Source organism: Aquirufa aurantiipilula (assembly GCF_019923745.1).
GTDB lineage: Bacteria > Bacteroidota > Bacteroidia > Cytophagales > Spirosomataceae > Aquirufa > Aquirufa aurantiipilula.
The window spans coordinates 65954-91529 of the sequence record NZ_JAANOG010000009.1; the positions used below are offsets into that span (position 1 = coordinate 65954).

The 25576-nt window shown below is 39.7% G+C and carries 23 protein-coding genes; 9 read left to right on the forward strand and 14 right to left on the reverse strand.

The genetic code is table 11. The features are described from left to right. Positions 1–6: 6 nt before the first annotated feature. Positions 7–690, reverse strand: coding sequence for an NAD-dependent epimerase/dehydratase family protein (locus G9H60_RS10715; protein ID WP_223144055.1), 684 nt, complete (start codon positions 688–690; stop codon positions 7–9). A gap of 46 nt (positions 691–736) precedes the next feature. On the opposite strand from G9H60_RS10715, the gene G9H60_RS10720 reads away from it, so the two are divergent. Together G9H60_RS10720 and G9H60_RS10725 are read left to right on the forward strand one after the other, a co-directional pair. After that, on the forward strand, positions 737–1132 hold the full coding sequence (locus G9H60_RS10720) for a Dabb family protein (RefSeq protein ID WP_223144056.1): 396 nt from the start codon (positions 737–739) through the stop codon (positions 1130–1132). Between the two features lie 24 nt (positions 1133–1156). Then, a complete protein-coding gene (locus G9H60_RS10725) occupies positions 1157–2554 on the forward strand; it encodes a Gfo/Idh/MocA family protein (RefSeq protein ID WP_223144057.1) in 1398 nt (465 codons plus the stop codon). Positions 2555–2558: 4 nt separating this feature from the next. Here the strand turns inward: G9H60_RS10725 and G9H60_RS10730 are convergent, their stop codons facing one another. Further along, a complete protein-coding gene (locus G9H60_RS10730; protein WP_223144058.1) occupies positions 2559–3797 on the reverse strand; it encodes a DEAD/DEAH box helicase in 1239 nt (412 codons plus the stop codon). Positions 3798–3902: 105 nt separating this feature from the next. Further along, entirely contained in the window at positions 3903–4574 is a 672-nt protein-coding gene (locus tag G9H60_RS10735; RefSeq protein WP_223144059.1) for a TVP38/TMEM64 family protein, read from the reverse strand. Between the two features lie 92 nt (positions 4575–4666). Here G9H60_RS10735 and hisH point away from each other — a divergent pair, with 92 nt between their 5' ends. From hisH to G9H60_RS10760, 5 genes are read left to right on the forward strand one after another with little or no spacing between them, the layout of a single operon-like run. Continuing rightward, positions 4667–5254 (forward strand): imidazole glycerol phosphate synthase subunit HisH, encoded by a 588-nt coding sequence (gene hisH, locus G9H60_RS10740; protein ID WP_223144060.1) that lies wholly within the window; start codon positions 4667–4669, stop codon positions 5252–5254. Positions 5255–5257: 3 nt separating this feature from the next. Next, a complete protein-coding gene (gene hisA / locus G9H60_RS10745; RefSeq protein ID WP_223144092.1) occupies positions 5258–5992 on the forward strand; it encodes a 1-(5-phosphoribosyl)-5-[(5-phosphoribosylamino)methylideneamino]imidazole-4-carboxamide isomerase in 735 nt (244 codons plus the stop codon). After that, complete coding sequence (hisF, locus tag G9H60_RS10750; protein ID WP_223144061.1) at positions 5986–6741, forward strand: imidazole glycerol phosphate synthase subunit HisF; 756 nt, start codon at positions 5986–5988, stop codon at positions 6739–6741. The genes hisA and hisF overlap by 7 nt, the downstream gene beginning before the upstream one ends. A gap of 25 nt (positions 6742–6766) precedes the next feature. Next, entirely contained in the window at positions 6767–7363 is a 597-nt protein-coding gene (hisIE, locus tag G9H60_RS10755; RefSeq protein ID WP_223144062.1) for a bifunctional phosphoribosyl-AMP cyclohydrolase/phosphoribosyl-ATP diphosphatase HisIE, read from the forward strand. Position 7364: 1 nt separating this feature from the next. Further along, positions 7365–7703 (forward strand): phage holin family protein, encoded by a 339-nt coding sequence (locus G9H60_RS10760; protein ID WP_223144063.1) that lies wholly within the window; start codon positions 7365–7367, stop codon positions 7701–7703. Here the strand turns inward: G9H60_RS10760 and G9H60_RS10765 are convergent, their stop codons facing one another. After that, positions 7704–8093 carry a peroxisomal membrane protein PEX14 gene (locus tag G9H60_RS10765; protein ID WP_262900016.1) on the reverse strand — a complete coding sequence of 130 codons (390 nt, stop codon included), beginning with the start codon at positions 8091–8093 and terminating at the stop codon, positions 7704–7706. It lies immediately after the preceding gene. Positions 8094–8161: 68 nt separating this feature from the next. On the opposite strand from G9H60_RS10765, the gene G9H60_RS10770 reads away from it, so the two are divergent. Further along, positions 8162–9313: a glycerate kinase gene (locus G9H60_RS10770; RefSeq protein ID WP_223144064.1), complete on the forward strand. Its 1152-nt coding sequence runs from the start codon at positions 8162–8164 to the stop codon at positions 9311–9313. Here G9H60_RS10770 and G9H60_RS10775 read toward each other — a convergent pair. The 10 genes from G9H60_RS10775 to rpsA all read right to left on the reverse strand — a co-directional run bounded on the left by G9H60_RS10775 (position 9308) and on the right by rpsA (position 24234). Next, complete coding sequence (locus G9H60_RS10775; protein WP_223144065.1) at positions 9308–10453, reverse strand: methionine aminotransferase; 1146 nt, start codon at positions 10451–10453, stop codon at positions 9308–9310. The two genes, G9H60_RS10770 and G9H60_RS10775, sit on opposite strands and share 6 nt — an antisense overlap. A 1-nt stretch (position 10454) precedes the next feature. Continuing rightward, complete coding sequence (gene nagA, locus G9H60_RS10780) at positions 10455–11546, reverse strand: N-acetylglucosamine-6-phosphate deacetylase (protein WP_223144066.1); 1092 nt, start codon at positions 11544–11546, stop codon at positions 10455–10457. A gap of 9 nt (positions 11547–11555) precedes the next feature. Then, positions 11556–13244, reverse strand: a complete 1689-nt coding sequence (gene ggt, locus G9H60_RS10785; protein ID WP_223144067.1) for a gamma-glutamyltransferase — start codon at positions 13242–13244, stop codon at positions 11556–11558. 262 nt (positions 13245–13506) lie between these two features. Further along, positions 13507–16875, reverse strand: coding sequence for an efflux RND transporter permease subunit (locus G9H60_RS10790; RefSeq protein ID WP_262900020.1), 3369 nt, complete (start codon positions 16873–16875; stop codon positions 13507–13509). A 75-nt stretch (positions 16876–16950) separates the two neighbouring features. After that, complete coding sequence (locus G9H60_RS10795) at positions 16951–18063, reverse strand: efflux RND transporter periplasmic adaptor subunit (protein ID WP_223144069.1); 1113 nt, start codon at positions 18061–18063, stop codon at positions 16951–16953. A gap of 22 nt (positions 18064–18085) precedes the next feature. Continuing rightward, positions 18086–19426, reverse strand: coding sequence for a TolC family protein (locus tag G9H60_RS10800; protein ID WP_262900017.1), 1341 nt, complete (start codon positions 19424–19426; stop codon positions 18086–18088). Between the two features lies 1 nt (position 19427). Then, positions 19428–20027: a TetR/AcrR family transcriptional regulator gene (locus G9H60_RS10805; RefSeq protein ID WP_223144070.1), complete on the reverse strand. Its 600-nt coding sequence runs from the start codon at positions 20025–20027 to the stop codon at positions 19428–19430. A 116-nt stretch (positions 20028–20143) separates the two neighbouring features. Next, complete coding sequence (locus G9H60_RS10810; protein ID WP_223144071.1) at positions 20144–20653, reverse strand: cupin domain-containing protein; 510 nt, start codon at positions 20651–20653, stop codon at positions 20144–20146. A gap of 79 nt (positions 20654–20732) precedes the next feature. Then, positions 20733–22166 (reverse strand): Gfo/Idh/MocA family protein, encoded by a 1434-nt coding sequence (locus G9H60_RS10815; protein WP_223144072.1) that lies wholly within the window; start codon positions 22164–22166, stop codon positions 20733–20735. Between the two features lie 235 nt (positions 22167–22401). Continuing rightward, on the reverse strand, positions 22402–24234 hold the full coding sequence (gene rpsA, locus G9H60_RS10820; protein ID WP_223144073.1) for a 30S ribosomal protein S1: 1833 nt from the start codon (positions 24232–24234) through the stop codon (positions 22402–22404). A gap of 147 nt (positions 24235–24381) precedes the next feature. On the opposite strand from rpsA, the gene G9H60_RS10825 reads away from it, so the two are divergent. Continuing rightward, a complete protein-coding gene (locus G9H60_RS10825) occupies positions 24382–25533 on the forward strand; it encodes an aldose epimerase family protein (protein ID WP_223144074.1) in 1152 nt (383 codons plus the stop codon). Positions 25534–25576: the final 43 nt, after the last annotated feature.

Below are 25576 nucleotides of genomic sequence, written 5' to 3' on the forward strand. Positions count from 1 at the left end.
AATTGGTTATTTCTCCTCTAGAACTTTTGATAAATGAACAATATCCGCTACTTCGACTGCGCTTTTGTCATAACCTAATAAAGTCACAGCAATCATCGCCTGTCCAAGCTCCTTCATTGTACAAACCATATTGGGTGCAGCCCAACGCAAAAATGGGTACATCCAATTGATGTATTTATAAAACGGTAAAGCATGTTGCAAACCTGGAGTAGGATGAATCATACCTGGTCGAAAAGCAAATGCAGCTTTAAACTTCAATTTTGCAAGGTCATTTTCTGTCTTACCTTTAACCCTTGCCCACATCAAATTTCCCTTTTCTGTGGAATCTGTACTTTTACCCGAAACATAAACAAAAGTCAGTTGAGGGTTATTTTTTTCCAGGGATTTGGCAAAGCCCAAAGTTAAATCGTAAGTTAATTTAGTATACTCTGCTTCGTTTTTACCGATGGAAGTTACACCCAAGCAAAAATAACAGGCATCATAGCCTTTTACTAGCTCTTCTAGCTCTTCCGTTTGATAAAAATCCGTCAAAATAATCTCCTTTAATTTGGGATGAGATTTACCTGAAGGTCGCCGACTAATGACCAATACTTCTTCCACATATGGTGAAAGTAAACATTCGTGCATGACACCTTCCCCCACCATACCGGTAACCCCTGTTACGATTACTTTGATTTTTGAATTTTTCATGGTAGAATTGAATTATGATAATTTGAGTTTAAATTTAAATGAACACATGAACAATCGTCGCGAATTTTTACAACAATCTGGACTTTTAGCTGCTGGTTCAGCACTAACAGGTTCTTCAGCTACTCCATCTATGAACTTCATCCACCACGTGTTGTTTTGGGCTAAAAATCCAAACAACGAGGCCGAAAAAACCCAACTATTTAAAGCCTTAAAAGCTCTTGGAGGCCTTCCTATGATTCAGACTGCCCATGTAGGCAAACCCATCATTACGGAATTCGACAAACCTGTTACTGAGGGAAGTTATACTTTTTCAGTGGTATTGACTTTTGCTGATGCCGAAAAAGAAAAAGAATATTTATACCACCCTCTGCACAAGAAGTTCATCGATGACAACAAGCATCTGTGGGGGAAGGTTCAAGTAATCGACTCGCAAGCCATATAATTTGACAAAAAACCTATTTTAACTATGAATAATAATCGAAGAGATTTTCTCAAACTAAGTGGATTAGCCGCCTTAGGCGGATCTGCCAAATGGGAAATCAAAGACTTGGCTACCAGCATGCAGGTAGAACAAGGAAAACAAGTTTTTAATATGTCGGGCTATGCAGCCCCTAAAATTGAAACAGTCCGCATTGGATTTATTGGATTAGGAAACCGTGGTTCTGGTGCAATCACCCGAGTTAATCGCATCGATGGAGTAAAGACCATCGCCGTGTGTGATATCAGAAAAGAAAAGACGGATGCAGCCCTCAATGCTCTTGGTAAAATGGGAATTCAGCCCATTGTTTATACTGAAAAAGAGGAAGCCTGGAAAGCCATGTGCGACCGTCCAGATATCGATTTGATCTACATTGCTACTCCGTGGCATTTACATACTCCAATGGCCGTATATGCCATGAAACAAGGGAAACATGTGGCCGTGGAAGTTCCGGCAGCAACTACCTTAGAAGAATGCTGGCAATTGGTTGAAACATCCGAAAAAACCAAAAAGCATTGCATGATGTTGGAAAACTGTTGCTATGACTTTTTTGAACTATTGACGCTCAACATGGCACGTCAAGGATATTTTGGAGAAATCATACATGCTGAGGGCGCATATTTACATGATTTATTAGATCATAATTTCACACAAAGCACCTATTATCAAAGCTGGCGATTGAAAGAAAATTTACGCAATGGTAATTTGTATCCTACGCATGGATTAGGACCTATTTGTCAATTATTGGATATCAATCGAGGTGATCAAATGGATTATTTGGTATCTACTTCGACCAATGATTTCTCCATGCACCCACGTGCTGTGGAATTGGCAGCCAAAGATCCTTTCTATCAACAATTCACGAACAAGAGTTTCCGTGGAAATATGAATACCACCACCATCCGTACAGTAAAAGGTAAAACAATGATGGTGCAACATGACGTCTCTACTCCTCGCCCATATTCACGTATTCACTTATTGAGTGGTACTAAAGGTATGGCTGTCAAATATCCTGATACCAAAATTTCAGATCATCATCACAATTGGATTTCGGCAGCTGAAATGGCTGAATTAGAGAAAAAATATGCTCCACCGATTGTCGCTAAGATTGGTGAATTAGCTAAGCAAATTGGAGGACATGGAGGAATGGACTTTATGATGGATTGGCGCTTAATTGACTGCTTACGCAATGGATTACCATTGGATCAAAACGTCTACGATGCTGCTGCTTGGAGTTCGATTGGGCCATTGAGTGAGATTTCCGTTAAAAACAGATCTCGTTCTATGAACGTCCCTGATTTTACTCGTGGAAGTTGGAAAGCCAATGCCCCTGTGGATATTACATTAGCTCAAGGGGGAACTACAGGAGTAAAGGCTCAGAAATAAGCCTTTATTTTTTCTTTTTACCCCAAAACTTCTTGCCTCCTTTTTTAGGACCAGAAAAATTACGCCCCTTATCGCCGGCCTTTTGTAAGGCTGGCTCATAAGCGGGACCAGCTCCAAATTCTTCCGGAATAGGAGATTTAGTAACTTCTTTTTCTAGAAGTTTCTCAATATTGGCAAACTTACGTTGTTCAGCAGGACTGATCAACGTATAAGCTGTACCTTGACTTTCTGCACGTGCAGTACGACCAATGCGATGTATGTAATCTTCTCCATCGTTGGGAACATCATAATTGATAACCAATTCGATTTCATCGATATCAATACCCCGACTTAAAATATCGGTAGCCACTAAAATAGTTGTCTTTTTGTTTCTAAAATCTTGTAAAACCTGCTCACGAACATCTTGTTCCAAATCCGAGTGAATTTCTTCTACTTTAAATTTGGCCCTTTTCAGATCTGTGGTTAAGGTTTTGACATTTTGTTTTCTGGAACAAAAAATGATCACCCGACTGTAGTCTTTCAAACGAAGCAAATGCTTGATTAAAGGAGATTTTTGTTCCTCGAAAACCACAAAAGCCTCTTGAACAATTTGCTCGGGTGGTTTAGATACGGCTATGTTAATTTCAACTGGATTCTTCAATAATTTCCTGGCCAACTCCCGCATTTTATGCGGCATGGTGGCAGAGAACAATAAGTTTTGTCGCTCTGGATTTAAAAAGGAGGTGATTTTGATTAAATCATCTTGAAAGCCCATATCCAGCATGCGGTCTGCTTCATCCAACACTAAATATTTTACCTCTTTGAGATTGACATAACCCATATTTAGGTGGGCAATCATTCTGCCCGGTGTACAAACAACAATGTCACAACCACTAGTTAAGGCTGTTTTTTCAGTGGTAAAAGATTGTCCATCCCCTCCTCCATATACGGCAATGCAAGAAACATTGGTAAAATATCCTAGACCTTCCATATTGTCCGCGATTTGAATGGCCAATTCACGAGTAGGGACAATAATCAAAGCATTGATTTGATTTTCAGCATGTGGTTCTGTGATGATTTTATTCACAATAGGCAGCAAAAATGCCGCCGTTTTACCAGTACCAGTTTGTGCTGAAGCAATAATATCTCTCCCCTCTAAAATCGGCTTTATCACTTGCGATTGTACGGGAGTAGCGGTCTTGTAGCCCATGGAATCAATTCCTGCTAAAAGGCTGTCGGCCAGACCTAATTCTTTAAAAGTCAAAATAGTTTGATTAAAATGATACCTCTTCCTACGATGGAATTGGAAAGACAAATTTACGCCTTATATCTCACATTTCTTTCTATTTAAGAATGGATACCCTACAGCCTAGGCTTTGACTTGTCTCTTGGCTAAGAAGTACATTCCAAGCCCAGAAAAAACTAATAAAACTAAACTTACTCCATCTTGCCAAGAAAATGATTCCGGGTGATGTAGCAAATATTCCCAACTCTTAGCTTGTGTGCCAGTCCAGACAGCTAATGCCGTTCTTGGTAACATTCCAATCATCCCTGCCAAACAAAAATCTAGGAAACTGACTCCCAAAAAAGACATCATGGCATTGGTAATGGCAAAGGGAAAGATAGGTGACAGTCGGGCTAGAAATACCCAAGAGAAAGATTGAGCCTGAACATTGGACAAAAATTGTGCCCCTTGTTTGGTCCGCTTTATCCAACGAATCATGGCTTGACCTTTCCAAAGTTTTGCCATACCAAAACCCAACATAGAGGCTAGGCTATACGCAACAATCAATGGCCAAATGCCTTGAAAACCCCATATATATCCAACAAAAAGGGCCAGGAAAGTAGTAGGACAAAGTGCTAAACCCATCACAAAAACAGTAGCAATCCAAAAAAACACTTGTTGGCTAAAACTTAAGTTTAAGAAAAAGCTCGGATTAGAAACGGCCAAATAGCCCAAAGCTAGGCTCGAAATAAAAGGAAGTAAACCCATCCACAGCAGGTAAGCAATTTCAAAAAAGAGTTTTTTCCGGAAGCGCATGTGGAAAGAGATAGAACAACAAATATAGGGGAATTTCATAATCCAGCCTATTTGCCTACCTTTGCAAGGCTGTTTACCCAGAAAGAAAGCCCATGGAAATTGCCATCGTTAAATACAATGCAGGGAATGTTGCCTCCGTGATGTACGCACTCGATCGAATCGGGGTGCCGTATACATGGACAGACGATGAGGCCATTCTACGCCAAGCCGATAAAGTGATCTTTCCGGGTGTAGGCGAAGCAAGCACTGCCATGGCCCATTTGAAAGAAAAAGGGCTAGACTTGATTATCCCTCAGTTAAAGCAACCCGTTTTAGCTACCTGCATTGGTATGCAATTATTATGTAAGCATTCAGAGGAAAATGATACTACTTGCATGGGTGTATTTGATGTGGAAGTGAAACGCTTTCAATCAAATGATTTAAAAATTCCGCATGTAGGATGGAATTCCATTCATGCCAACCAAGATAATCCCTTGATGGAAGGCTTAAAAAAAGAAGAGTTTGTCTATTTTGTTCACTCTTTTTATGTTCCTGTGAATCCTTTGACTACAGCAGTTTGTGACTATGTTCAGCCTTTTTCTGCGATGCTTCATCAGGACAATTTCTATGCAGCTCAATTCCACGCAGAAATTAGTGGTATGGCAGGTCAACGAATTATTGAAAATTTTCTCGCTTTATAAATGATGTTCCAACTAATTCCAGCTATCGATTTAATAGGAGGACAATGTGTTCGCTTGACCCAGGGTGATTATGCCCAGAAAAAGGTATACCATTCCGACCCATTGGAAATAGCCAAAGAGTTTGAAGGAGCGGGAATCCAACGATTGCATTTAGTTGATTTAGACGGAGCCAAAGCCAAAAAAATTGTCAACGCACATGTGTTGGAGCGAATTGCCAATGGAACCAATTTACATATTGATTTTGGAGGAGGAGTTCAATCCGACGAGATGATTGATATCGCCTTTTCTGCTGGTGCCCAACAAATTACTGCAGGCAGTATTGCTGTTAGGCAACCTGAATTAGTGAGGAATTGGTTAAAAAAATATGGCCCTGATAAAATCATTTTAGGAGCTGATGCCCACAACGAGCAAATTGCCGTGTCGGGTTGGCAGGAAAATTCGAACATATCCATTTACGATTTCTTGAAAGACTACTGTGCAGCAGGTGTGAAATATGTGATTTCTACCGATGTGGCCAAAGATGGTCTTTTACAAGGCCCGAGTTTTGATTTATATGAAAAAATTCAAGCACAAGAGCCTGAATTGCAGCTTATTGCAAGTGGAGGGGTGGCTTGTTTAGATGATTTATACCGACTGCGCGACATGAATATTTTTGGCGTGATTGTTGGAAAAGCCTTTTATGAAGGACGAATTAGTTTAGCGGAATTAGCCACCTTTGCCAAAGAATCTGCATGTTAACCAAAAGAATCATTCCTTGCTTGGACATTAAAGATGGTAGGACTGTAAAGGGAACCAACTTTGTGGATTTACGTGATGCGGGAGATCCCGTGGAACTGGGTGCTTTATATGCACAAGAAGGAGCAGATGAATTGGTTTTTTTGGATATTACGGCTACGGTTGATGACCGAAAAACCTTAGTTAATTTGGTTCGGGAAGTTGCTAGACATGTCAATATCCCATTTACAGTAGGCGGTGGAATATCCTCCATTCAAGATGTTTCAGCCTTATTAAATGCGGGTGCTGATAAAGTTTCCATCAATTCATCAGCGGTTCGAAATCCCAAATTAATAGATGAATTAGCCTTACAATTTGGCTCACAATGCATTATTGTCGCCATTGATACCCGCTGGGTAGATGGAAAAGATTGGGTGCATACACATGGAGGAAGAAAAATAACCGAGATTCAAACTATTCCATGGGCCAAAGAAGTAGAAAATAGAGGGGCAGGAGAAATTTTATTGACCAGTATGGATGCGGATGGCACCAAAGCTGGATTTGCCAATGTACTTACCTCGACTATTTCCTCCAATTCTTCCATACCTATCATTGCCTCTGGCGGAGCAGGTAGCATGGAGCATTTTTATGAAGTTTTCACCGAAGGAAAAGCTGATGCTGGCTTAGCAGCTAGTATTTTTCACTTCAAAGAAATAGCTATTTTAGATTTAAAGAATTACCTAGCCAGCAAAGGAATTCCAATGCGTATTTAATAAATTCACAAGAATTTTTGATAAGATGAACTCAAGCCCCGATTTTTCTAAAGGATTACTACCTGCTGTTATTCAGGATGCCTCCACCTTGCAAGTATTAATGCTTGGATACATGAACGAGGAAGCCTATTTCAAAACACAGGCAGAGAATATTGTTACTTTTTATTCCCGTTCAAAAGAGCGCTTATGGACAAAAGGAGAAACTTCAGGTAATTTCTTTCATGTCAAAAACATCTTATTGGATTGTGACCAAGATACCTTATTAATCCAAGTGGATCCAGTAGGACCGGCTTGCCATACGGGTGCAGATACCTGTTTTAACACCTCCAATCAAGATAATGCGGCTTGGCTGGATTATTTAAAACACATCATTCGTTCTAGAAAAGGCGCATCGGCTGACACTTCTTATACAGCTTCATTGTTCCAAAAAGGCACGAATAAAGTGGCCCAAAAAGTAGGGGAAGAAGCAGTGGAATTAGTGATTGAAGCCATGTCGAATAATGATGAATTATTCAAAGGAGAAGCCGCCGATTTAGTTTTTCACTTATTGGTATTGCTAGAAGATCGAGGTATAGGTTTAGAAGAAATTGTCAAATTGTTACAACAAAGACACGCGAAATAACATGATTGGATTCATCATTCGTTACATCATCATTGCAGGAGTGATTTTAATCATTCCCCGCTATCTAAAAGGTATTGTGGTGGATGGATTCACCACGGCACTTTTAGTTGCTTTGGTCATGGGATTCTTAAACTCCTTTGTTAAGCCATTTTTGCACATCATCAGTTTCCCCATTACTTTCATGACACTCGGTTTATTTTCCCTTGTCATCAATGTAGCCATCGTGTATCTAACTGAATTATACGTTCCTGGATTTCAAGTAAGCGGATTTGTAGCTCCACTAATATTTAGCTTTTTAGTCAGTTTCTCAAGTACCGTGGTGGGTTGGTTTACCAAATAATCAAGGTAAACCATTTTGAAAAGTGATTTCCGTAGCCAATCCAATGGCGCTGAATCGGAAAGCCATGCAATAGGCTTGTGAAGGATTCGTGATTTTATCACAATGTGGCCCTTTTTCCAAGAAATAAACATAATATTCTTGATTTCGATCTGCCAGCTGTTGGATGTCAGGTTTCCCTAAGATATCCTCAATGTCGTTGGAGCTCACACCTTTTAAATTCTCCTTATGGGATTTTAGCCAAGCTATTTGTGAGGCTCTATTTCCTTCACAGCCCGCTTCATCTTGAACAAATTTTTCTACATCAAAACCCGTTAAATCGGGCTGTTTGGTACAGGATGTTAAAAGCCCAAGCAGCAAGAAAACGCAATAAAATCGGAATGATGAAGACATAGGGCTTAATTTGAAAAACCAAAAATACAGAAAGGATTCCCTACGAGAAAGCTATAGGGAATAAATTCATGGATTTAGGCAAATTGTTGGTAAATTCAACTCAAATTCATGTGATGCGCGTACTACTTTGTCCTGATAAATTTAAAGATTCCCTCTCTGCGGCAGAAGTCTGTCAGGCTTTAGCTCAAGGGATTAAAAATTCCCATCCTGAGGCCATCATTCAGTCCTTACCATTGGCCGATGGCGGTGAAGGTACCTTAGATGTTATTCGAGAAATTTTTGGAGGAGAATGGGTGAAGGTTTTGGTCAAAGACCCCCTTTTTCGAACTATTGAAGCCCCTTATTTATGGGTGAAAGATAGTTCACATGCATTCATTGAAATGTCAAGAGCCTCAGGGATAGAATTACTCAAAAAAGAAGAGCGAAATCCAGGGATAACGAGCACTTTTGGCACAGGGGAGCTTATCCTACACGCCTTGAAACATGGTGCAAAACGAATCACCTTAACCGTTGGAGGTTCAGCGACCAATGATGCCGGAATGGGTATGGCAGCTGCCCTAGGCTTTCAATTTTTAGATGTAAATGGGAAAGAATTAGCTCCTATTGGCGAGAATTTGATTCGTATACATCAGATTATCCCAAGTCCAATAATCGAACAAATAAAGCAGATTCAGTTTCAAGTGGCCACCGATGTCCGCCATGTTCTATACGGTCCACAGGGGGCGGCTCATGTATTTGCCAAACAAAAAGGAGCGGACGAAAAGATGATTAGCCAATTGGATAAAGGGTTAATTCAAATGGCTAGTTTTTATCCTAATACAGAAATTGCTCAATGCCCTGGAGCTGGCGCTGCAGGTGGATTAGGCGCTGGAGCCATGTTCTTCCTACAAGCAAGTATACATCTAGCCTCCTCATGGATACTTGATTTAGTTTCATTTGACCAACATGCTGCCAAGGCTGATGTTATCATCAGTGGGGAGGGGAAAATCGATGTGCAATCGTGGGGAGGAAAATTAATCTCCACAGTCATTCAACGCAGTCAAGCAATTCAAAAACCCATCATACTGGTTTGTGGAGGATTACAAGATGAAAACAACATACCAGAATCCATGCGTCATATCCCAGTCTATCCCATTTTAGTCCCTCCCATACGTCTAGAAGAGGCCATGACAAAAGCTTCAACTCATTTGGTTCGAATTGCTGAAAACTTGAAACTATAATTGAACTAAGCGCTGTGCCGCTTCGAGTAAGACCTCATCAGATTTGGCAAAACAAAAGCGTAAAATCGTATCTCCCGGAACATTTTCATAAAATACGGAAATGGGAATGGAGGCTACTTTGATTTCTTTGGTCAGTCTTTCAGCTAAATCCACATCCTTTTCATTACTAATTTCTCGATAATCCATGCATTGGAAAAAACTTCCATGGCTAGGTAATAATTTCCATTTACTCCCTTGAAATGCTGAAGCAAACAAATCCCTTTTTCTTTGGTAAAAATCTGAAAGACCTAAATAATGAGCTGGTTCTTTTAGGTAGTCCGACAAAGCATATTGCAAAGGAGTAGCACTAGAAAAGGTCACCCATTGATGTAACTTTTGAAACTCCTTGGTCAGGTATTCTGGTGCTAAACAATATCCAATCTTCCAGCCAGTAATGTGATAGGTCTTTCCAAATGAGCCACACACAAAACTGCGTTTGCGTAACTCTGGGTGAAGTAATACAGAGTAATGTTTTTTGCCGTCAAAAACAATGTGTTCATACACCTCATCTGAAATAATCAGGATGTTGGTTCCTTTCACTATTTTGGCCAATGCCTCTAAATCATTTTCAGTCCAAATAGATCCTGTGGGATTATGTGGACTATTCACCATGATAGCACGAGTCTTGGGAGAAATAGTGCGTGCGAGTTCTTCCCAGTCAATTTGAAAGCCATTTTGGGCATCCATAGATAAATGAATGGGAATACCTCCAGCCAATCGAACAGCAGGATCATAGGCATCATAACTTGGATCAAACATGATCACCTCATCTCCTGGAAACACACAACAATGAATGGCGCAAAACAAGGCTTCGGTAGCCCCTGAAACAACGGTAACTTCTTTATGAGCATCGATATCAATGCCATAGAAAAGATTGGTTTTATCGGCAATGCTTTGTTTAAAAACGGGCACACCCGACATGGGCGCATACTGGTTATGGCCTTTGGAATAAAAGGCCAACAAAGCCTGAAGTTCTTCTGAACAATCAAATCCTGGAAAACCTTGAGATAAATTTAAGGCGCCATGCTCGCTAGCCAAGGCCGACATTTTCGTAAAAATAGTGGTTTGAACTTGCGCTTGTTTGGAAGGAAAGCTAATCATATTAATCCATCAAAGGTTCACCATCCAACCATACTTGTTGGACTTTTAAATCATCACTCATATGTATCAGGCAGGCTTTTTTCCCTACTTCAACTGTCCCCAAATCCTGTTCTAAATTAGCGACTTGAGCAGGATAAAGCGTCGCCATACGAATAGCTTCTTCCACATCCATTCCCACTTGATACACACAATTCTGTATGGCCTGTTCCATGGTTAAAGCAGAACCTGATAAAGTACCCGCTTCATTGGAAAATTTACCATCTTTTTTATCAAATAAATAAGGGCCTGAAACATCATGGGTTACTGCATCAGTAATCAAAAATAAGCGTTGTTTTTTCAATTCCTTAGCCAGTTTAACTGATCGGAAATCACAGTGTAAACCATCCACAATGATACTTGTCCAGGCCTCGCTTGAAAAACTTGCACCCACTAAACCTAGGGCACGGCTTTGCCATTGAGACATGGCATTAAATAAATGCGTAATCCGATTTGCTCCTTTGGATAAGGCATGATTCGCTTGATCAATCGTCGCATCCGAATGCCCTAATGAAACCATAATAGGACTTTGAATGATATAGTCCAAAGCCTCCTCAGAAAACATTTCAGGCGCAATGGTCATATAAATAGGCAAATCCCCTGCCCTTTGTACAATTTCTTGAATATAGGCAACACTTGGGCATTGAACAAACTCCTCTTTGTGTGCACCCTTACGAATGGGATTAAAAAATGGACCTTCCAAATGCAAACCAATCAGTCCTTTGCCCCCTTTGGCCATATAGGCTTGACAAGAGTCAATCGCCCTCCACATGGTTTCTTTAGGGGAACAATTCAACGTAATCTGAAAATGGGTAGTCCCCGTTTTATGATGTTCTTCAAAGGTTTTGGCAATAGAAGCTTCGGTGGGATGATTGGAAAACAAAAGTTCACCCCCACCATATACTTGTAAATCAATGAAACCAGCACAGATAAATCCGCTTCCTTGCAGATCTCCTTCTACTGATTTAATTTCTTGAATACGGCCTTGATGAACATGAATTTGTTGATCTACTAACCATTCATGCCCCGTAAATACACGCTTTGCTAAAATAACCATGGACTTTATTTAATAACCTGCGGCTTGTCCATCTTTTCTAGACTCAGACGCGCCAAAATACACTTTTCTAATGGGATCCCAACGAATGGCTTGGTAACCTCCGTAGATTCCATTCATAAAACCTACTTGGTGACCTTTTTGCAATAACTCACGTATAACCTCATAAGGATATCCGCTTTCCAAGGTGATGGTTCCTCCAGTTAATTCCATTGCTTCACCAGTGGGTTCAGATGACCCTTCGTGGTTTAATCGGGGTGCATCTCCTGCTTCTTGGATATTCATACCAAAGTCGACCACATTCATCACAATTTGCACATGTCCCATAGGTTGAAAAGCGCCGCCCATGACACCAAAACTTAAGAACGGTTGTCCGTCTTTGGTAACGAAAGCGGGAATAATTGTATGGAATGGACGTTTTCCTGGTGCGAAAGTATTGTTTTCTCCCTCATTCAAACTATACATTTCTCCACGGTCTTGAAACATAAAACCTAAACCATCGGGCATCATCCCTGAACCAAAACCTCGGTAATTACTTTGAATCAAAGAAACCATGTTACCATCTTTATCGGCAATGGTCAAATAGATGGTATCACCATCTTTTAAGGCAGGATTACCTGCATCATAATGTCTTGCAGCGCGGTTTGCTTGAATCAATTTTCTGCGCTCAGCTGCATAGGATTTCGAAATCAAATTAGCCACAGGAATTTTAGCAAATTCTGGGTCTGCATAGTATTTGGCCCGGTCTTCAAATACCAGTTTCTTAGCTTCGGTAAATAAATGAATATGCTCTGCACTACCATGCTTGATTTTGGAAAAATCATAACCTTCCAAAATATTCAACATTTGTAAGGCCGCAATACCTTGTCCGTTCGGTGGCAATTCCCAAACATCATATCCACGATAATTCACGGATACGGGGTCTATCCAAGTAGAGGTGTGCGTAGCTAAATCTTCATAGCTCAAGAAACCACCATTTTTCTTCATAAAGGCATCCATGGTTCTGGCCATATCACCTTTGTAAAAAGCATCACGACCTTCTTTTCCAATTCTTTCTAAGGTATTGGCTAAGTTTGGGTTTTTGAAAACATCGCCAACCACAGGGGCTTTTCCATTGGGATAGTAATGTTGAGCGACATTAGGAAAGCGTCCATAGTTTGCTTCTACACGCTGTAAGGCTGAAGCAAATTCCCCATGAACAGGAAAACCATTTCTAGCATATGAAACCGCATTTTCCAATACTTTAGACATAGGCATAGAACCAAATTTTTTATGTAGCTCAAACCAGGCATCCACGCAACCCGGAACACTTACTGGCAAAGGACCTACACTGGGAATGTGTTTCAAGCCCCGCTTTTTTAATTCGGCTAAGGTCAAAGATTTAGGTGATCTACCTGAACCATTCAAACCATATAGTTTTTTTGTTTTGGCATCCCAAACGATGGCAAATAAGTCGCCACCAATTCCATTTACATGAGGCTCAACAACCCCTTCCATCGCATTGGCGGCAATGGCGGCATCAATGGCGTTTCCGCCAGCTTTCAATACATCCAAAGCCGCTTGGGTGGATAATGGATGAGAAGTGGCTGCCATACCATTTTGTGCGATTACTTCTGAACGAGTCGCCCATAATTTCCCATAGGGTCTGTCTTGCGCAATTAGGCTTAAGGGGAATAAAAGGAATAAGAGTAGTTTTTTCATGATGAAAGCGTGTTAAGACTTTCAATTTAATGAGATTAATTTGATTATTTATGCGGGTGTATCAAGCCTTAACGCTGTCAAGGTTTAAAACCTTGACAGCGTTGCGTTTTAACGATTGAAATTTCAAAAATATTGTCCAAGAAATTGATATTAAATAAGACAAAATAGGTCGTTACTTAATCTTCAATTAAAGCAACAAAAAGCCCTCGGACAATGTCCGAGGGCTTTCTATTAATCCCCAAAATATATGTTCAATTGAGTACTATGCTGTTTTACGAATTTTCTGTTTGATTCTTTCCGACAAATAATACATGCACGGTACGATGATCAAGGTTAAGGCCGTGGAGAAAGTTAGACCAAAAATAATAGTCCAAGCTAAAATTCCCCAGAATACGGCTGAATCGGATCCAAAGAAAATATGTGGATTCAATTCGGTAAACATGGCGGCAAAGTCGATACTCAAACCTAGTGCCAATGGAATCAATCCCAAAACAGCTGCAGAAGCTGTTAGCAATACAGGTGTTAAACGAATTCCGCCACCTTCAATGATAGCTTCTTTTAAATCATAGCCTCGTTTGAATCTTAATTCTTCGATAAATTCAATCAAAAGAATACCATTTTTCACAACGATACCGGCTAATGCAATTACACCTACTCCCGACATCAATACGGAGAATGTCATACCAAAAGCTAAGAAACCTAAAATAACCCCAACCAAGGAAAGTAAAATGGTAGCGAAAATAATGATTGGTTTCACGGCTGAGTTAAACTGAGTTACCAAGATTAGGTAAATCAAAATCAAAGCCGAAATAAAGGCAATTCCTAAGAATGCACCTGTTTCTTGTTGCTGCTCTTGTTCTCCACCCATCTTAATTTTGTAGCCCTGAGGTAATTCCATGGTTTCAAATAAACCATTCAATTCTGCCACAATCTCATTGGCATTATAGCCTTCAATCACATCCGACCCTAGGGTTACAACACGCTCTTGGTTTTTACGATTGATCTGACTGAAAGATGACGCATAACGAATATCGGCCACAGAGCTTAAAGGTACTTGGCGCAACATACCTCCCGAATTCATATCACGATAAGTGATATTCATAGAAAGTAATTTTTCAATTTGGTTTCTAGAATTCCCTTTCAAACGTAATTGAATAGGATATTCATCCTTAACATCGCGGTATTTAGAAATTTCAACACCAAATAATGCCCCACGAATAGCCATGGCCACTTGTGCTGAAGAAATTCCTTCTCTACTAGCTTTTTCACGATTCACATCCACGATAATTTCAGGTTTGTTCGTCACCAAGTCCGATTTTAACTCTTGGATACCTTGAACACCCGCTTTTTGTATCGCATTCAGTACTTTTTTCTCTAAATCCAATAATACGCCAAAGTCATCCCCCGAAATCTCAATGGAAATAGGCTTACCTGTTGGAGGGCCATTTCTTTCACGTTCAATCGCCATTTCCACTCCTGGGATAGGATTTGTTTTGAATGAGTTTTGAAGTTTGGTCAATAAATCTTGTGTCGACAAGCCCCCACGCATTTGAACTTTCTCAAACGCAATCGTCACTTTACTTTTATGAGGAGTTGCGCTACGATCTGGATTCATGGGATCTCCCGCATTTTTACCCACATTGGAAATAACGGAATTGACAATTTTCATCGCTTGTTCTTTCTTCAAGAAAGTAAATACGCGACCTTCGATCACCTTAGTCATGGAATCTGTCACCACAGCATCTGTACCAATAGGCATTTTGGCATAGATATACACGTAATCTGGATCACCTGAAGGGAAGAAAATCACCTTTGGTTTTACGATTCCAAATAATACGAACGAGAATACCAACAGAGCAAAAGAAGCCAATACTGCATACACAGGTCTGCGTCCTTCGAGTACCCAAGAGATTACTCGACGGTAGGCATTTTTGAAAGCGGGTAAGGTTTTATCTTGAAAAGGTACAATCCATTTCGGTGTTACGACAAAGTGGTTGAACACATAAATGATAACTGCAAATAAGAAGAAATTTCCGAATCCAAAATGACCCAATTGGAAGCCTAAAACATATCCACCAAAAGTAAGACTCAATAAGATGAATACTGTCTTGCGGATATCTGAGAATTTAGGATTCTTCACATCATTCACCTCTTCATCATGACGCTTCATGAATGACATTGCAAAAACTGGATTCATGACATAAGCCACAAACAAGGAAGCAAACAAGGTAATAATTAAGGTGATGGGTAAGAATTTCATGAATTCACCAACAATTCCTGGCCAGAATAATAAAGGCAAGAATGGGGAAATGGTGGTCAAGGTTCCTGATAATACCGGCACAAAAACCTCTGAAGCGGCCAATTTAACCGCCTCCACAATGCTCAATTTCTTGAAATTATTAAATAAACGGTGAGCATTTTCGATCACCACAATGGCATCATCCACCACAATACCTAAGCTCAACAAAAAGGCGAATAACACAATGGTATTCAAAGTGAAATCAAAGCCTGGCATGAACAAGAAAGTCAATAAGGCGGATAATGGTACAGATAATCCAACAAAGGCTGCATCACGCACACCCATGAAGAACATCAATACAATTACCACGAAAACGAAACCTAAGATTACTGTATTTATCAAATCCGCAATATCACCACGGGTTCTTTCCGACTGATCTGCGGTAATTGAAACGGTTAATCCACTAGGAAAACGAGTTTCTTTATAGTCTTCAATTGTTGTTTCAATACGGTCAGCAGCATCAATTAAGTTTGCTCCTGCACGTTTAATGACGTTCAAGGTTATAACCGATTTGTTATTTAAGCGAGCAAAATCTTGCTTCTCTTCAAAGCTATCTTGTACATCAGCTACGTCTTTTAAACGTACGACTGCTCCAGTACTTGAACGAATGATGATATTGGACAACTGCTCCATGCTTTTGAACTCACCAGTCACACGCAAAGCACGTCTCACGCCATTAACAGGAAGCTCTCCTCCTGAAATATTCACGTTTTCACCTTGTACTACTGATTGAATATCGTAGAAAGTCAAACCATAACTCTGCATTTTCGCTAAATCCAAATTGATTTGAATCTCACGTTTCAATGCGCCAATGATATCTACACGATTAATTTCAGGCATTCCCTCAATCTCATCTTGTAAATCTTCCGCGTATTTTTTCAGTTTATCCAATGGATAATCTCCTGCAATGTTGATGTTCATGATAGGAAACTCCGAAAAGTTTACCTCAACTACGGATGGTTGTCTAGTTAAATCTTTAGGCAAATCCGCAATGGACTTATCCACGGCATCTTGTACACGCTGTTTCGCTACTGGAACCGTAACATCCGTATTGAACTCGACGATGATTACTGAAACATCTTGTAGGGCATTGGATTTTACACTTTTAACCCCAGTGACTGCTTTTAATTGCTTCTCAATGGGCTTGTTAATTACATTTTCAATGTCCGTAGGAGTTGTACCCGCATAAACTGTTTGTACCACCATTTGTGGAACAACGATATCAGGGAATTGCTCTTTTGGCAATTGCTTGTAAATACCCATACCTGCCACAAAAATGATGAAGGTAAAGATGTAAATGGTCGTACGATTATGCCCTAACCATTCTATCATATTATAGATTAGTCCTTTTCCTTCGGGCAGTTGCTCGTTTTTTATATTTTTTTCCATGTTGTGGATTCTTTCAGATTAGAATGAAATGGCTTGACCGTCAACTAAATCTTGGTAACCTTGCGTAATGATTTGATCACCTGCTTTGATACCCGAAGTTATTTCAGCTTGACCATTGTAAGATAGACCAATCGACACCTGACGTGCGCGAGCAACTTTCTTGCCAGCTTCACCAACTGCTACGTAAATCAAATTTCCTTTTTCAGTTTTTTGGATTAGGTTTTCATCCAATACAATGGCATTTGCTTTAGAGACATCATTGATGTTGATCACGGCCAATTGATTTGGTTTTAACTCATTTCCAACATTGGGAATACGTGCTTCAATATCAAAGGTACGCGACAATGGATTCACCAATTGAGAAACCAAGGTAATACGGGCTTTTACTTCTTTGTTGATATCTGGAAATTTAATCACAATTGGGTCGCCCACTTTCACAGAACCTACATACGTATCCGAAATTTTAGCAGCTACTTTCAAATTGCCTAAATTCACGATTTGAACAATTGGCAAACCTGGAGAAGCCATTTCTCCTGCTTTTTGACGCACAATTTCAATGGTTCCAGAAATAGGAGCAATGACTTTTGACATGGCTAACTGAGCTTGTAAAGTAACCAAGCGTTTCTCCAAAGATTCCTTATTTGACTTAGCGCTCAAATACTGCACTTCAGTTCCAATCTGCTGATCCCATAAAGACTTTTGCTTGTCGAAAAGTATCTTAGCTAATGCCAATTGGTGTTTAACCTCTTCCATGGATTCCTTCAAAATATTGTTATCCAAGGTGGCAATTAATTGCCCTTTTTTGATGGCTTGGCCAGCTACTACAGGCAAAGTTAAGATAGCTCCTGCAGTTTGAGGACTTACTAAAACGGTATTTTCAGCCAATACAGAACCTTGTGCTTCCACAAAGTGATTGAATGTTTGAGCTTGAATTGGGCTTACACCTACGGCCACTACTTTTTCAGCAGCTTTAGGACTTTCCTTGCCAATCTCTTTTTCGATGCTAGCGATTTTAGCACTAATTTCTTGAGCTTGCTTCTTCAAATCTGCTAACTCTTGTTTTTTGTCAACTGACTCGGAGCATGATGCTACCATTAATATGGCGGCTACTAAAATGGTAAGATTTTTCATATGATAATTTGTTAAAATCGTGTTATTCTGAATATAATGTACCGTTGGCCTTTTCTAATTCTACTTTAGCAATCAAGGCATTATAAAGGGAAGTAAAATAGTTGGCTTGAGATTCTTTGATGGATGTTTCAGCATTCAATACTTCAAGGTTTGAACCTACACCTTGTTGGTATTTTACGCGAGTCACGCGAGATATTTCATTCGCTAAATCCAAATTTGCCTTTTGCTCTTTCAAGGATTCCAATGAATTTTTCAAGGTAATCAACGATTGGCTACGTTGTAAATCAATGGATGACTTCACTAAATCATAGCTTTGGCGAACTTTTTGAAGGTTATTTTGCGACTGAATGGTTTTGTATTTCTTTGAGAAACCATCAAAAATGGGGATCTGTAGTGTAAAACCTAATGTAGAATTATCAAACCATGATTGACTAACTAAATCACTAAATGTTTTGCGACCATTGGTAAAACCATAATTCAAATTGAACAACAATCGAGGCAAATAACCTGCTTTTTGGCTACGAACATCTAATTCAGCCAATCCTTCTTGGGTTTTAAGGATGGAATATTCAATACGACTTCCATAGTTAAATGGCATGTTTTCATCGATTGAATTAAACTTTAAATCCACTTGCTCTAAGGTTAGCGACAAACGAATGGGCTCTTCCATTGGATATCCCATTTGGAACTTCAATAAAGAATATCCCAAATCTTGAATACGAATTACATTATCCAATTCCGTTTTCAGGTTATTAGATTGTACTTCCAAACGTTGTACGTCGATTTTCTCTACAAAACCTTGCTTGTTAAGAGCTCTAGTCTCTTTCAATAAAGAATCCAAACGACCTACATTGGCTTGTAAAATCTGCAGACGCTTTTCGTTAACAAGAATGCCATAATAAGCTTTCATGACACCTTCGGCAACTTGTTGTTTGGTTTGAACCAAGGTCTTGGTCGACAGTTCTTTATATACTTCAGAAGCTTTTAGGCCTAGTAAGTATGTACCATCGAAAACCAATTGGCTTAAGCCTACATTGGCCATAGCTGAATTCTTAACGCCAAATTCTGCCGCGATAATTTCACCTTCTGCTGCGTTTGGATTGAATGTTTTAGCAGGGATAAACATTCGTTGAATGATTAAGTTATTGGTATATGTAACCCCAGCATTCACTTGAGGTAAACCGATAGCTTTAATTTCATTAATTTTTGCACTTGCATTCTGCAAATCCAATTGACTGTTTTTCACTTGCACATGGTGGATGATAGCATAATCTACAGCCTCTTTGAGACTGAAACTTTGAGCCATCCCCGTCAATGACAAGAAACAAAATAGCCCGATAAAATTGAGTTGTTGGCGAATCATGTTAGTTGTTATTTTGGTAAGATAAGTAGAGAGAAAGACCTTTTTCTGTGAGAATACCCCGCATAAAGTGATCCAATAAAATTTGTTGTGTATCAAAAAAAGAAAGTTTACTATGCGTATAAAAGTTAGGGTCGAAAGATAAATCCACTTCTCCCATGCGCAATCGTGCGATTAGTTCGATTTCAATCTCGGGGCGGAAATACCCTTGTTCAATCCCAGTTTTCAAATCCACTTTGAGAGAATTCATGATGCAATCCTCTTTATACTTTGTAAATAAGTCGTATGCCTTGGGAAAGTATTTCTTTACTTCAAACATCAAGCGAGGATTCATTTCAGACAAAGTGGTCTTCATGATTTCCAAGGATTGTAAGGTTTTATGAATGACATCCTTGGAGCTTTTACTTAACTCTTCCCATTTACATTGATCATTTTGAATAAATGATTCTAGCACCTGGTATACCATGGCATCCTTGTCAGGAAAATGTTGATAAATCGTTTTTTTAGAAATGCCCAATTCTGTAGCAATCGTATCCATCGTTACGGATCTAACCCCGTATCGGAAGTACAATTCTGTCCCCTTTTCAAGTATTCTACATTTCATGCTCTTTCTTTTATTTAAAATCAAGAGCACAAAACTAAGGAAACTTTTAAGTACTACAAAGTTTTTTGTATTATTTTTAGATTATCGGTTTGGAGAAATGATGAGTGGCAGGAAGATTACCGACCAAAATCATCCTGTAAACGAACGATATCAGATTCATCCGAAGGATGGGCCAAATCGGTATGTTGCCAAATCTCTGCCACTAAACCCCAATGTTCCAATCCAATCAATCGGTGTCTTTGTCCGGTGGGTAATTCAATGACATCTTTTTCTTGATAGATACCATGGTCACCTTGTTCATCGGTAGATGAAATGGCTACACCAATGGGTCCATGGACAACCGTCCAAATTTCTGCCCGACGGAAGTGGTACTGCCAAGATAGTCTTTGGTGGGGGGCAACGACTAAAAATTTAGGGCTGAGTTTCTGGGTAATTTGAATATCATCTAGGCTCAATTGGGGAAAATATTGAGCTACAAACTTGGCCACTTGGCTTTCATCCAGGACAAAAAATCCACCCCAAGGTCGACTAAAGTCTTGGTCTACGATCCGATATCCGGCTTCTTCAATATAGGATTGAACTTCTTGTAATACCGCTAATTTGGGAAGATTAGAATCGAATTTCATAGGAAAAATTTTGGTCAGCAAAAATAAAAAAAGGACGGGGAAATACCCGTCCTTTCATCATTAACTTATAAAAAACTTATTATAATGTCCAGCCAGCGCGATACTCTCTTCTTACGAATTGATTAGCTGCTTCGAAATTAGTAATGCGCATGTTGGTGGCATCCCAATTCAATTTTTGACGTCCAATATAATTGGCAGTTCTTCCTTCTCCTTCACGAAGCATGTAGGAACGAATTGCTAAGTTACCCATCAAAACAGATTCAGTAAATGGACCAGCATAGTCGAAAGGCGAGCTCACTTCCATTTTGCCAAAACCTGCTTTACATGCCTCTACCCACTGGGTATTGTGACCACCATCACCACCTGCTACGCGAGGTAATTTAGCTTTAGGAAGTTCCTCTGCAGGCACTTGCTTGCCATTTTTGTATACTTTAGGATACATACCATAGGTACCGCAAGTCATGATTCCTTTAGAACCAATTAAGATTACCCCATTACTTCCATCTGGATCACCAATGGTATCAGTCGATGGAATGCCTTCTGGATGAGGGGCACGTAAGCCCCCATCATACCACGTTAAAGTTACTGGAGATGGATTGCGCTTAGTAGCCGCATAATGCAAGGTCACCATAGAGGATGGAGGACATCCTTCTGGAATCCACTCAGGAACCCAATCATTCAAGAATACCGATCCTACGGAACATTCTACATCAATGGCATCACGGATACCCAATACTTTAAATGGAGGATCTAATAAGTGGCAACCCATATCTCCTAAGGCACCAGTACCATAATCCCACCAACCTCTCCATTTAAATGGCAATAAGGCTGGATTATATTCGCGGTATTTAGCCGGTCCTAACCATAAATCCCAATCCAATTCTTTAGGCACTTCAAAACCTGCGCTTGGGTATTTGATTCCTTGTGGCCAAACGGGACGGTTCGTCCAAACTTGTACGGAGTGAACTTTACCAATCACGCCACCATCAAACCATTCGATCATGGTTCTAACACCATCGCCAGAAGAGCCTTGATTTCCCATTTGGGTAACCACTTGCATTTCACGTGCTTTTTCAGCGATTACACGAGCCTCATAAATGTCATGAGCCAAAGGCTTCTGAACATATACGTGCTTCTTACGACGCATGGCTTCCATGGCGATTGTGGCGTGTGTATGATCAGGAGTCGATACGATTACGGCATCCACATTGTTCCCTTCCTTATCTAGGGCAGCACGGAAATCACGATAAAAATTTGCTTTAGGTAAATCTTTCTTAATTCTAGCAACCTGACGGTCATCTACATCCACCACTGCGACGATGTTTTCAGCCCCTTTGTTGTAGGAGTTCATGATATCACTATATCCTTTTCCTCCTCCACCAATACCCATGATGTTCAATTTATCGGATGGTGCTTGATATCCTTTTCCAAGTACATGGCGTGGGACAATGTAAAACGAGGCAGCTGCGACTGAGGCATTTTTAATAAAATCTCGCCTAGAATGATTACTCATAGTATTTGCTAGTTTTAAAGGTTGTTAATTATCAAAGATTTGTCAACGTTGACAACGTTGACAAATCTACATTTAGCCTAGTAAAATTGTCAAAAAAACTTCAAATGGCAAATCTATTTCTTGATATTTTACCAATTCCACCACATTAATCAATTGTATGATATGTACCTAAAATTCTTAGGCACAAAAAAAGGGGCTTGCTTTCGCAAACCCCTTCAAGCAAACCTTAATTTACTTATTCAGCTTTCTTGGATTTTTTCTCCAATTTTTTGATCGCTTGAGCACGCTCAGCACCTTCCATCTGCTCTTTCAAGGCAGATAAAGCACCGATATCACCCATGGTAGATTTTTCAGCTGTTACTGTTGTCTTTTCTGAAGACTTAGCGGCTGCCTTTTTCTTTTCAGGCTTAGCAGCTGCTGCTGTTTCCTCTGCAGTTGGAGCAGTGAAAGTACGTGTGTGAGAAAGAATAATCTTACGATCGTCTTTTTGGAATTCAGTTACGATGAAATCCAATGCCTCACCCACTTCCGCTACTGACTCATCTGCTTTGGTCAATTGCTTCAAAGGAGATAAACCTTCAATACCGTATGGCAATTCTAACACAGCCATTTTATCATTTTTAGAGATGATAGTAGCTTTGTGAGAAGAACCTACTGTGAATACACTTTCAAATGTATCCCAAGGGTTTTCTTCTAATTGTTTGTGACCAAGAGCCAAACGACGGTTATCTGCATCTAATTCGATTACGATAACATCTAATGAATCTCCAACCTTCACAAACTCCGATGGATGCTTAATTTTCTTAGTCCAAGATAAATCAGATACGTGAACAAGGCCATCGATACCTTCTTCTAACTCAAGGAATAAACCAAAGTTAGTTAAGTTACGAACAGTTCCTTTGTGCTTAGTACCTACAGCATATTTAGATAATAAATCAGTCTTAGTCCAAGGATCTTCAGTCAATTGCTTGATACCTAAAGACATCTTGCGCTCAGCACGATCCAATGTTAACACTACTGCTTCCATTTCATCGCCTACTTTCAAGAAATCTTGTGGATTACGTAAGTGTTGAGACCATGACATTTCTGACACGTGGATTAAACCTTCAACACCTGGCAATACTTCTAAGAAAGCACCGTAATCTGCTACGTTAACAATCTTACCTTTAACTTTAGAACCAACTTCAACATCAGCAGCTAATGCTTCCCAAGGATGAGCTTGTAATTGCTTCATTCCTAAAGAAATACGCTTCTTGTTCTCGTCGAAATCTAAAACTACAACTTGAATCTTCTGATCTAATTTCAACACCTCTTGTGGGTGGTTGATACGACCCCATGAGATATCTGTAATGTGCAATAAACCATCTACACCACCTAAGTCGATAAACACACCGAAATTAGTCATGTTTTTGATCACACCTTCTAATACTTGACCCTTATCTAAGTTGTTCAAGATTAATTGACGTTGCTCCTCAAGATCTTTTTCGATCAATACTTTGTGAGAAACAACTACGTTGTCGTTTGTATGGTTAATCTTAACCACTTTAACCTCCATGTTCTTTCCAACAAAAATGTCGAAATCACGGATAGGCTTAACATCAATTTGAGAACCTGGCAAGAAAGCCTCGATTCCAAAAATATCTACGATCAAACCACCTTTGGTACGACGCTTTACGAAACCATTGATGATGGTATCTTCTTCTAAAGCACGCTCAATGTTGATCCAAGCTCCCATCACTTTCGCAAGCTTACGAGAAAGAATCAATTGGCCATTTGAATCTTCTTGGTTTTCAATATATACTTCAACTTCGTCACCTGCCTTCAAATCCGGCATATCACGAAACTCAGAAGCAGATACCAAACCGTCAGATTTGAATCCAATGTTAACAATAACTTCACGGTCTGTTTTGCTCACCACGATACCTTTCACCACTTCCTTCTCAGTAACCGAATTCAAAGTAGCCTCAATGGCTGCTTCCATTTGTTTCTTTTGCTCAGCAGAATAATTACCACCGAAACCTTTACCATCGACCTGATCCCAGTCGAAATCTTTTTGTTTATTAGACATAATTTTTGCCCTAGGTACATCAACATGCTGGGCTAACATGCTGAAATTTAGATTAATAATTAATTTTTAAACGGGGTGCAAAGATAAATAAAATAATTTCAATTTCAACTGAATTCCTTAAATTAGAAGTCTCAAGACCATGACAACATGAAAAAAATCGCCATTTGGCTGCCAATTGCCTTCCTTTGTATTCAAAATTTATCTATTTCTTTATTCGCAAAACCTATTAAAGGCCCTATGTCCCTTACATCCCAACCGTTCGGCAAAACACAAGCCGGAGAAGCTGTTACCCTGTATACCTTAAAAAACAAATCTGGCATGGAAGTTCAGATCATGAATTATGGAGGTATAATCACCAAAATATTATGTCCAGATAAAAACAATAAATTGGAAGATGTTGTCCTAGGTTATGAAACTCTTCAAGAATATGAAAAAGGTTCTCCATATTTTGGAGCTATTATCGGAAGATATGGAAATAGAATTGCCAAAGGTAAGTTCAGTCTAGACGGCAAAAATTATGAATTATTTACCCAAAACATGGGAAATCACCTACATGGTGGTAAAGTAGGCTTTGACAAAGTTGTTTGGAAAGTAGTAGCCGCTGAAGGTGACGACAAAGGTTCCAAATTAGTCTTATCATACCTTTCAAAAGACGGTGAAGAAGGTTACCCTGGAAACTTACAAGTTCAAGTAACCTATACGTTGAGCCCAGCCAATGAATTGGGAATAGAGTACAAGGCTACCACGGATAAGGCAACTGTTCTGAACTTAAGTAATCATACTTATTTTAATTTATCAGGAAATGCCAAAAGAGATATTACGGGCCATCAAGTTCAGTTGAATGCTACCAAATTGGTCGCAGTAGATGAAACCCTAATCCCAACGGGTGAACTAGTCGATGTAAAAGGTGGTGCTTTTGATTTTTTACAGCCCCATCTGATTTCAGAACGAGTAGATGCAGATGATATTCAGATCAAACGAGGTGGAGGATATGACCACTGTGTAGTATTTGATAAAGCTCCTGGGGTATTTGCCAAGGTGGGAAAAGTAACAGATCCTGTTTCAGGCAGAAGTGTAGAATTATCCACATCAGAACCAGCCACACAATTTTACACTGGTAACTTTTTGAATGGAACTTACACAGGTAAATATGGTGTCAACTACACCAAAAGAATGGGCTTTTGTTTAGAAACTGAGCATTTCCCAGATTCACCGAATCACCCTAGTTTCCCTAGCACGGTCTTACGCCCTGGGCAAACTTATGCAAGCAAAACAGTTTATCAGTTTTCTCATAAATAAGACATACTATTTATCGAATCTCATTCGTTAGCTTAACGCTGTC

Coding starts and splice junctions, on each gene's coding strand:
- G9H60_RS10815 (WP_223144072.1), bottom strand. CDS start 22,166: ATGAGTAATCATTCTAGGCGAGATTTTATTAAAAATGCCTCAGTCGCA.
- G9H60_RS10720 (WP_223144056.1), top strand. CDS start 737: ATGAACAATCGTCGCGAATTTTTACAACAATCTGGACTTTTAGCTGCT.
- hisA (WP_223144092.1), top strand. CDS start 5,258: ATGTTCCAACTAATTCCAGCTATCGATTTAATAGGAGGACAATGTGTT.
- G9H60_RS10800 (WP_262900017.1), bottom strand. CDS start 19,426: ATGATTCGCCAACAACTCAATTTTATCGGGCTATTTTGTTTCTTGTCA.
- G9H60_RS10805 (WP_223144070.1), bottom strand. CDS start 20,027: ATGAAATGTAGAATACTTGAAAAGGGGACAGAATTGTACTTCCGATAC.
- hisIE (WP_223144062.1), top strand. CDS start 6,767: ATGAACTCAAGCCCCGATTTTTCTAAAGGATTACTACCTGCTGTTATT.
- G9H60_RS10770 (WP_223144064.1), top strand. CDS start 8,162: ATGGATTTAGGCAAATTGTTGGTAAATTCAACTCAAATTCATGTGATG.
- hisH (WP_223144060.1), top strand. CDS start 4,667: ATGGAAATTGCCATCGTTAAATACAATGCAGGGAATGTTGCCTCCGTG.
- G9H60_RS10735 (WP_223144059.1), bottom strand. CDS start 4,574: ATGCGCTTCCGGAAAAAACTCTTTTTTGAAATTGCTTACCTGCTGTGG.
- G9H60_RS10715 (WP_223144055.1), bottom strand. CDS start 690: ATGAAAAATTCAAAAATCAAAGTAATCGTAACAGGGGTTACCGGTATG.
- G9H60_RS10795 (WP_223144069.1), bottom strand. CDS start 18,063: ATGAAAAATCTTACCATTTTAGTAGCCGCCATATTAATGGTAGCATCA.
- G9H60_RS10790 (WP_262900020.1), bottom strand. CDS start 16,875: ATGATAGAATGGTTAGGGCATAATCGTACGACCATTTACATCTTTACC.
- G9H60_RS10810 (WP_223144071.1), bottom strand. CDS start 20,653: ATGAAATTCGATTCTAATCTTCCCAAATTAGCGGTATTACAAGAAGTT.
- G9H60_RS10725 (WP_223144057.1), top strand. CDS start 1,157: ATGAATAATAATCGAAGAGATTTTCTCAAACTAAGTGGATTAGCCGCC.
- nagA (WP_223144066.1), bottom strand. CDS start 11,546: ATGGTTATTTTAGCAAAGCGTGTATTTACGGGGCATGAATGGTTAGTA.
- G9H60_RS10775 (WP_223144065.1), bottom strand. CDS start 10,453: ATGATTAGCTTTCCTTCCAAACAAGCGCAAGTTCAAACCACTATTTTT.
- hisF (WP_223144061.1), top strand. CDS start 5,986: ATGTTAACCAAAAGAATCATTCCTTGCTTGGACATTAAAGATGGTAGG.
- ggt (WP_223144067.1), bottom strand. CDS start 13,244: ATGAAAAAACTACTCTTATTCCTTTTATTCCCCTTAAGCCTAATTGCG.
- rpsA (WP_223144073.1), bottom strand. CDS start 24,234: ATGTCTAATAAACAAAAAGATTTCGACTGGGATCAGGTCGATGGTAAA.
- G9H60_RS10760 (WP_223144063.1), top strand. CDS start 7,365: ATGATTGGATTCATCATTCGTTACATCATCATTGCAGGAGTGATTTTA.
- G9H60_RS10765 (WP_262900016.1), bottom strand. CDS start 8,093: ATGTCTTCATCATTCCGATTTTATTGCGTTTTCTTGCTGCTTGGGCTT.
- G9H60_RS10825 (WP_223144074.1), top strand. CDS start 24,382: ATGAAAAAAATCGCCATTTGGCTGCCAATTGCCTTCCTTTGTATTCAA.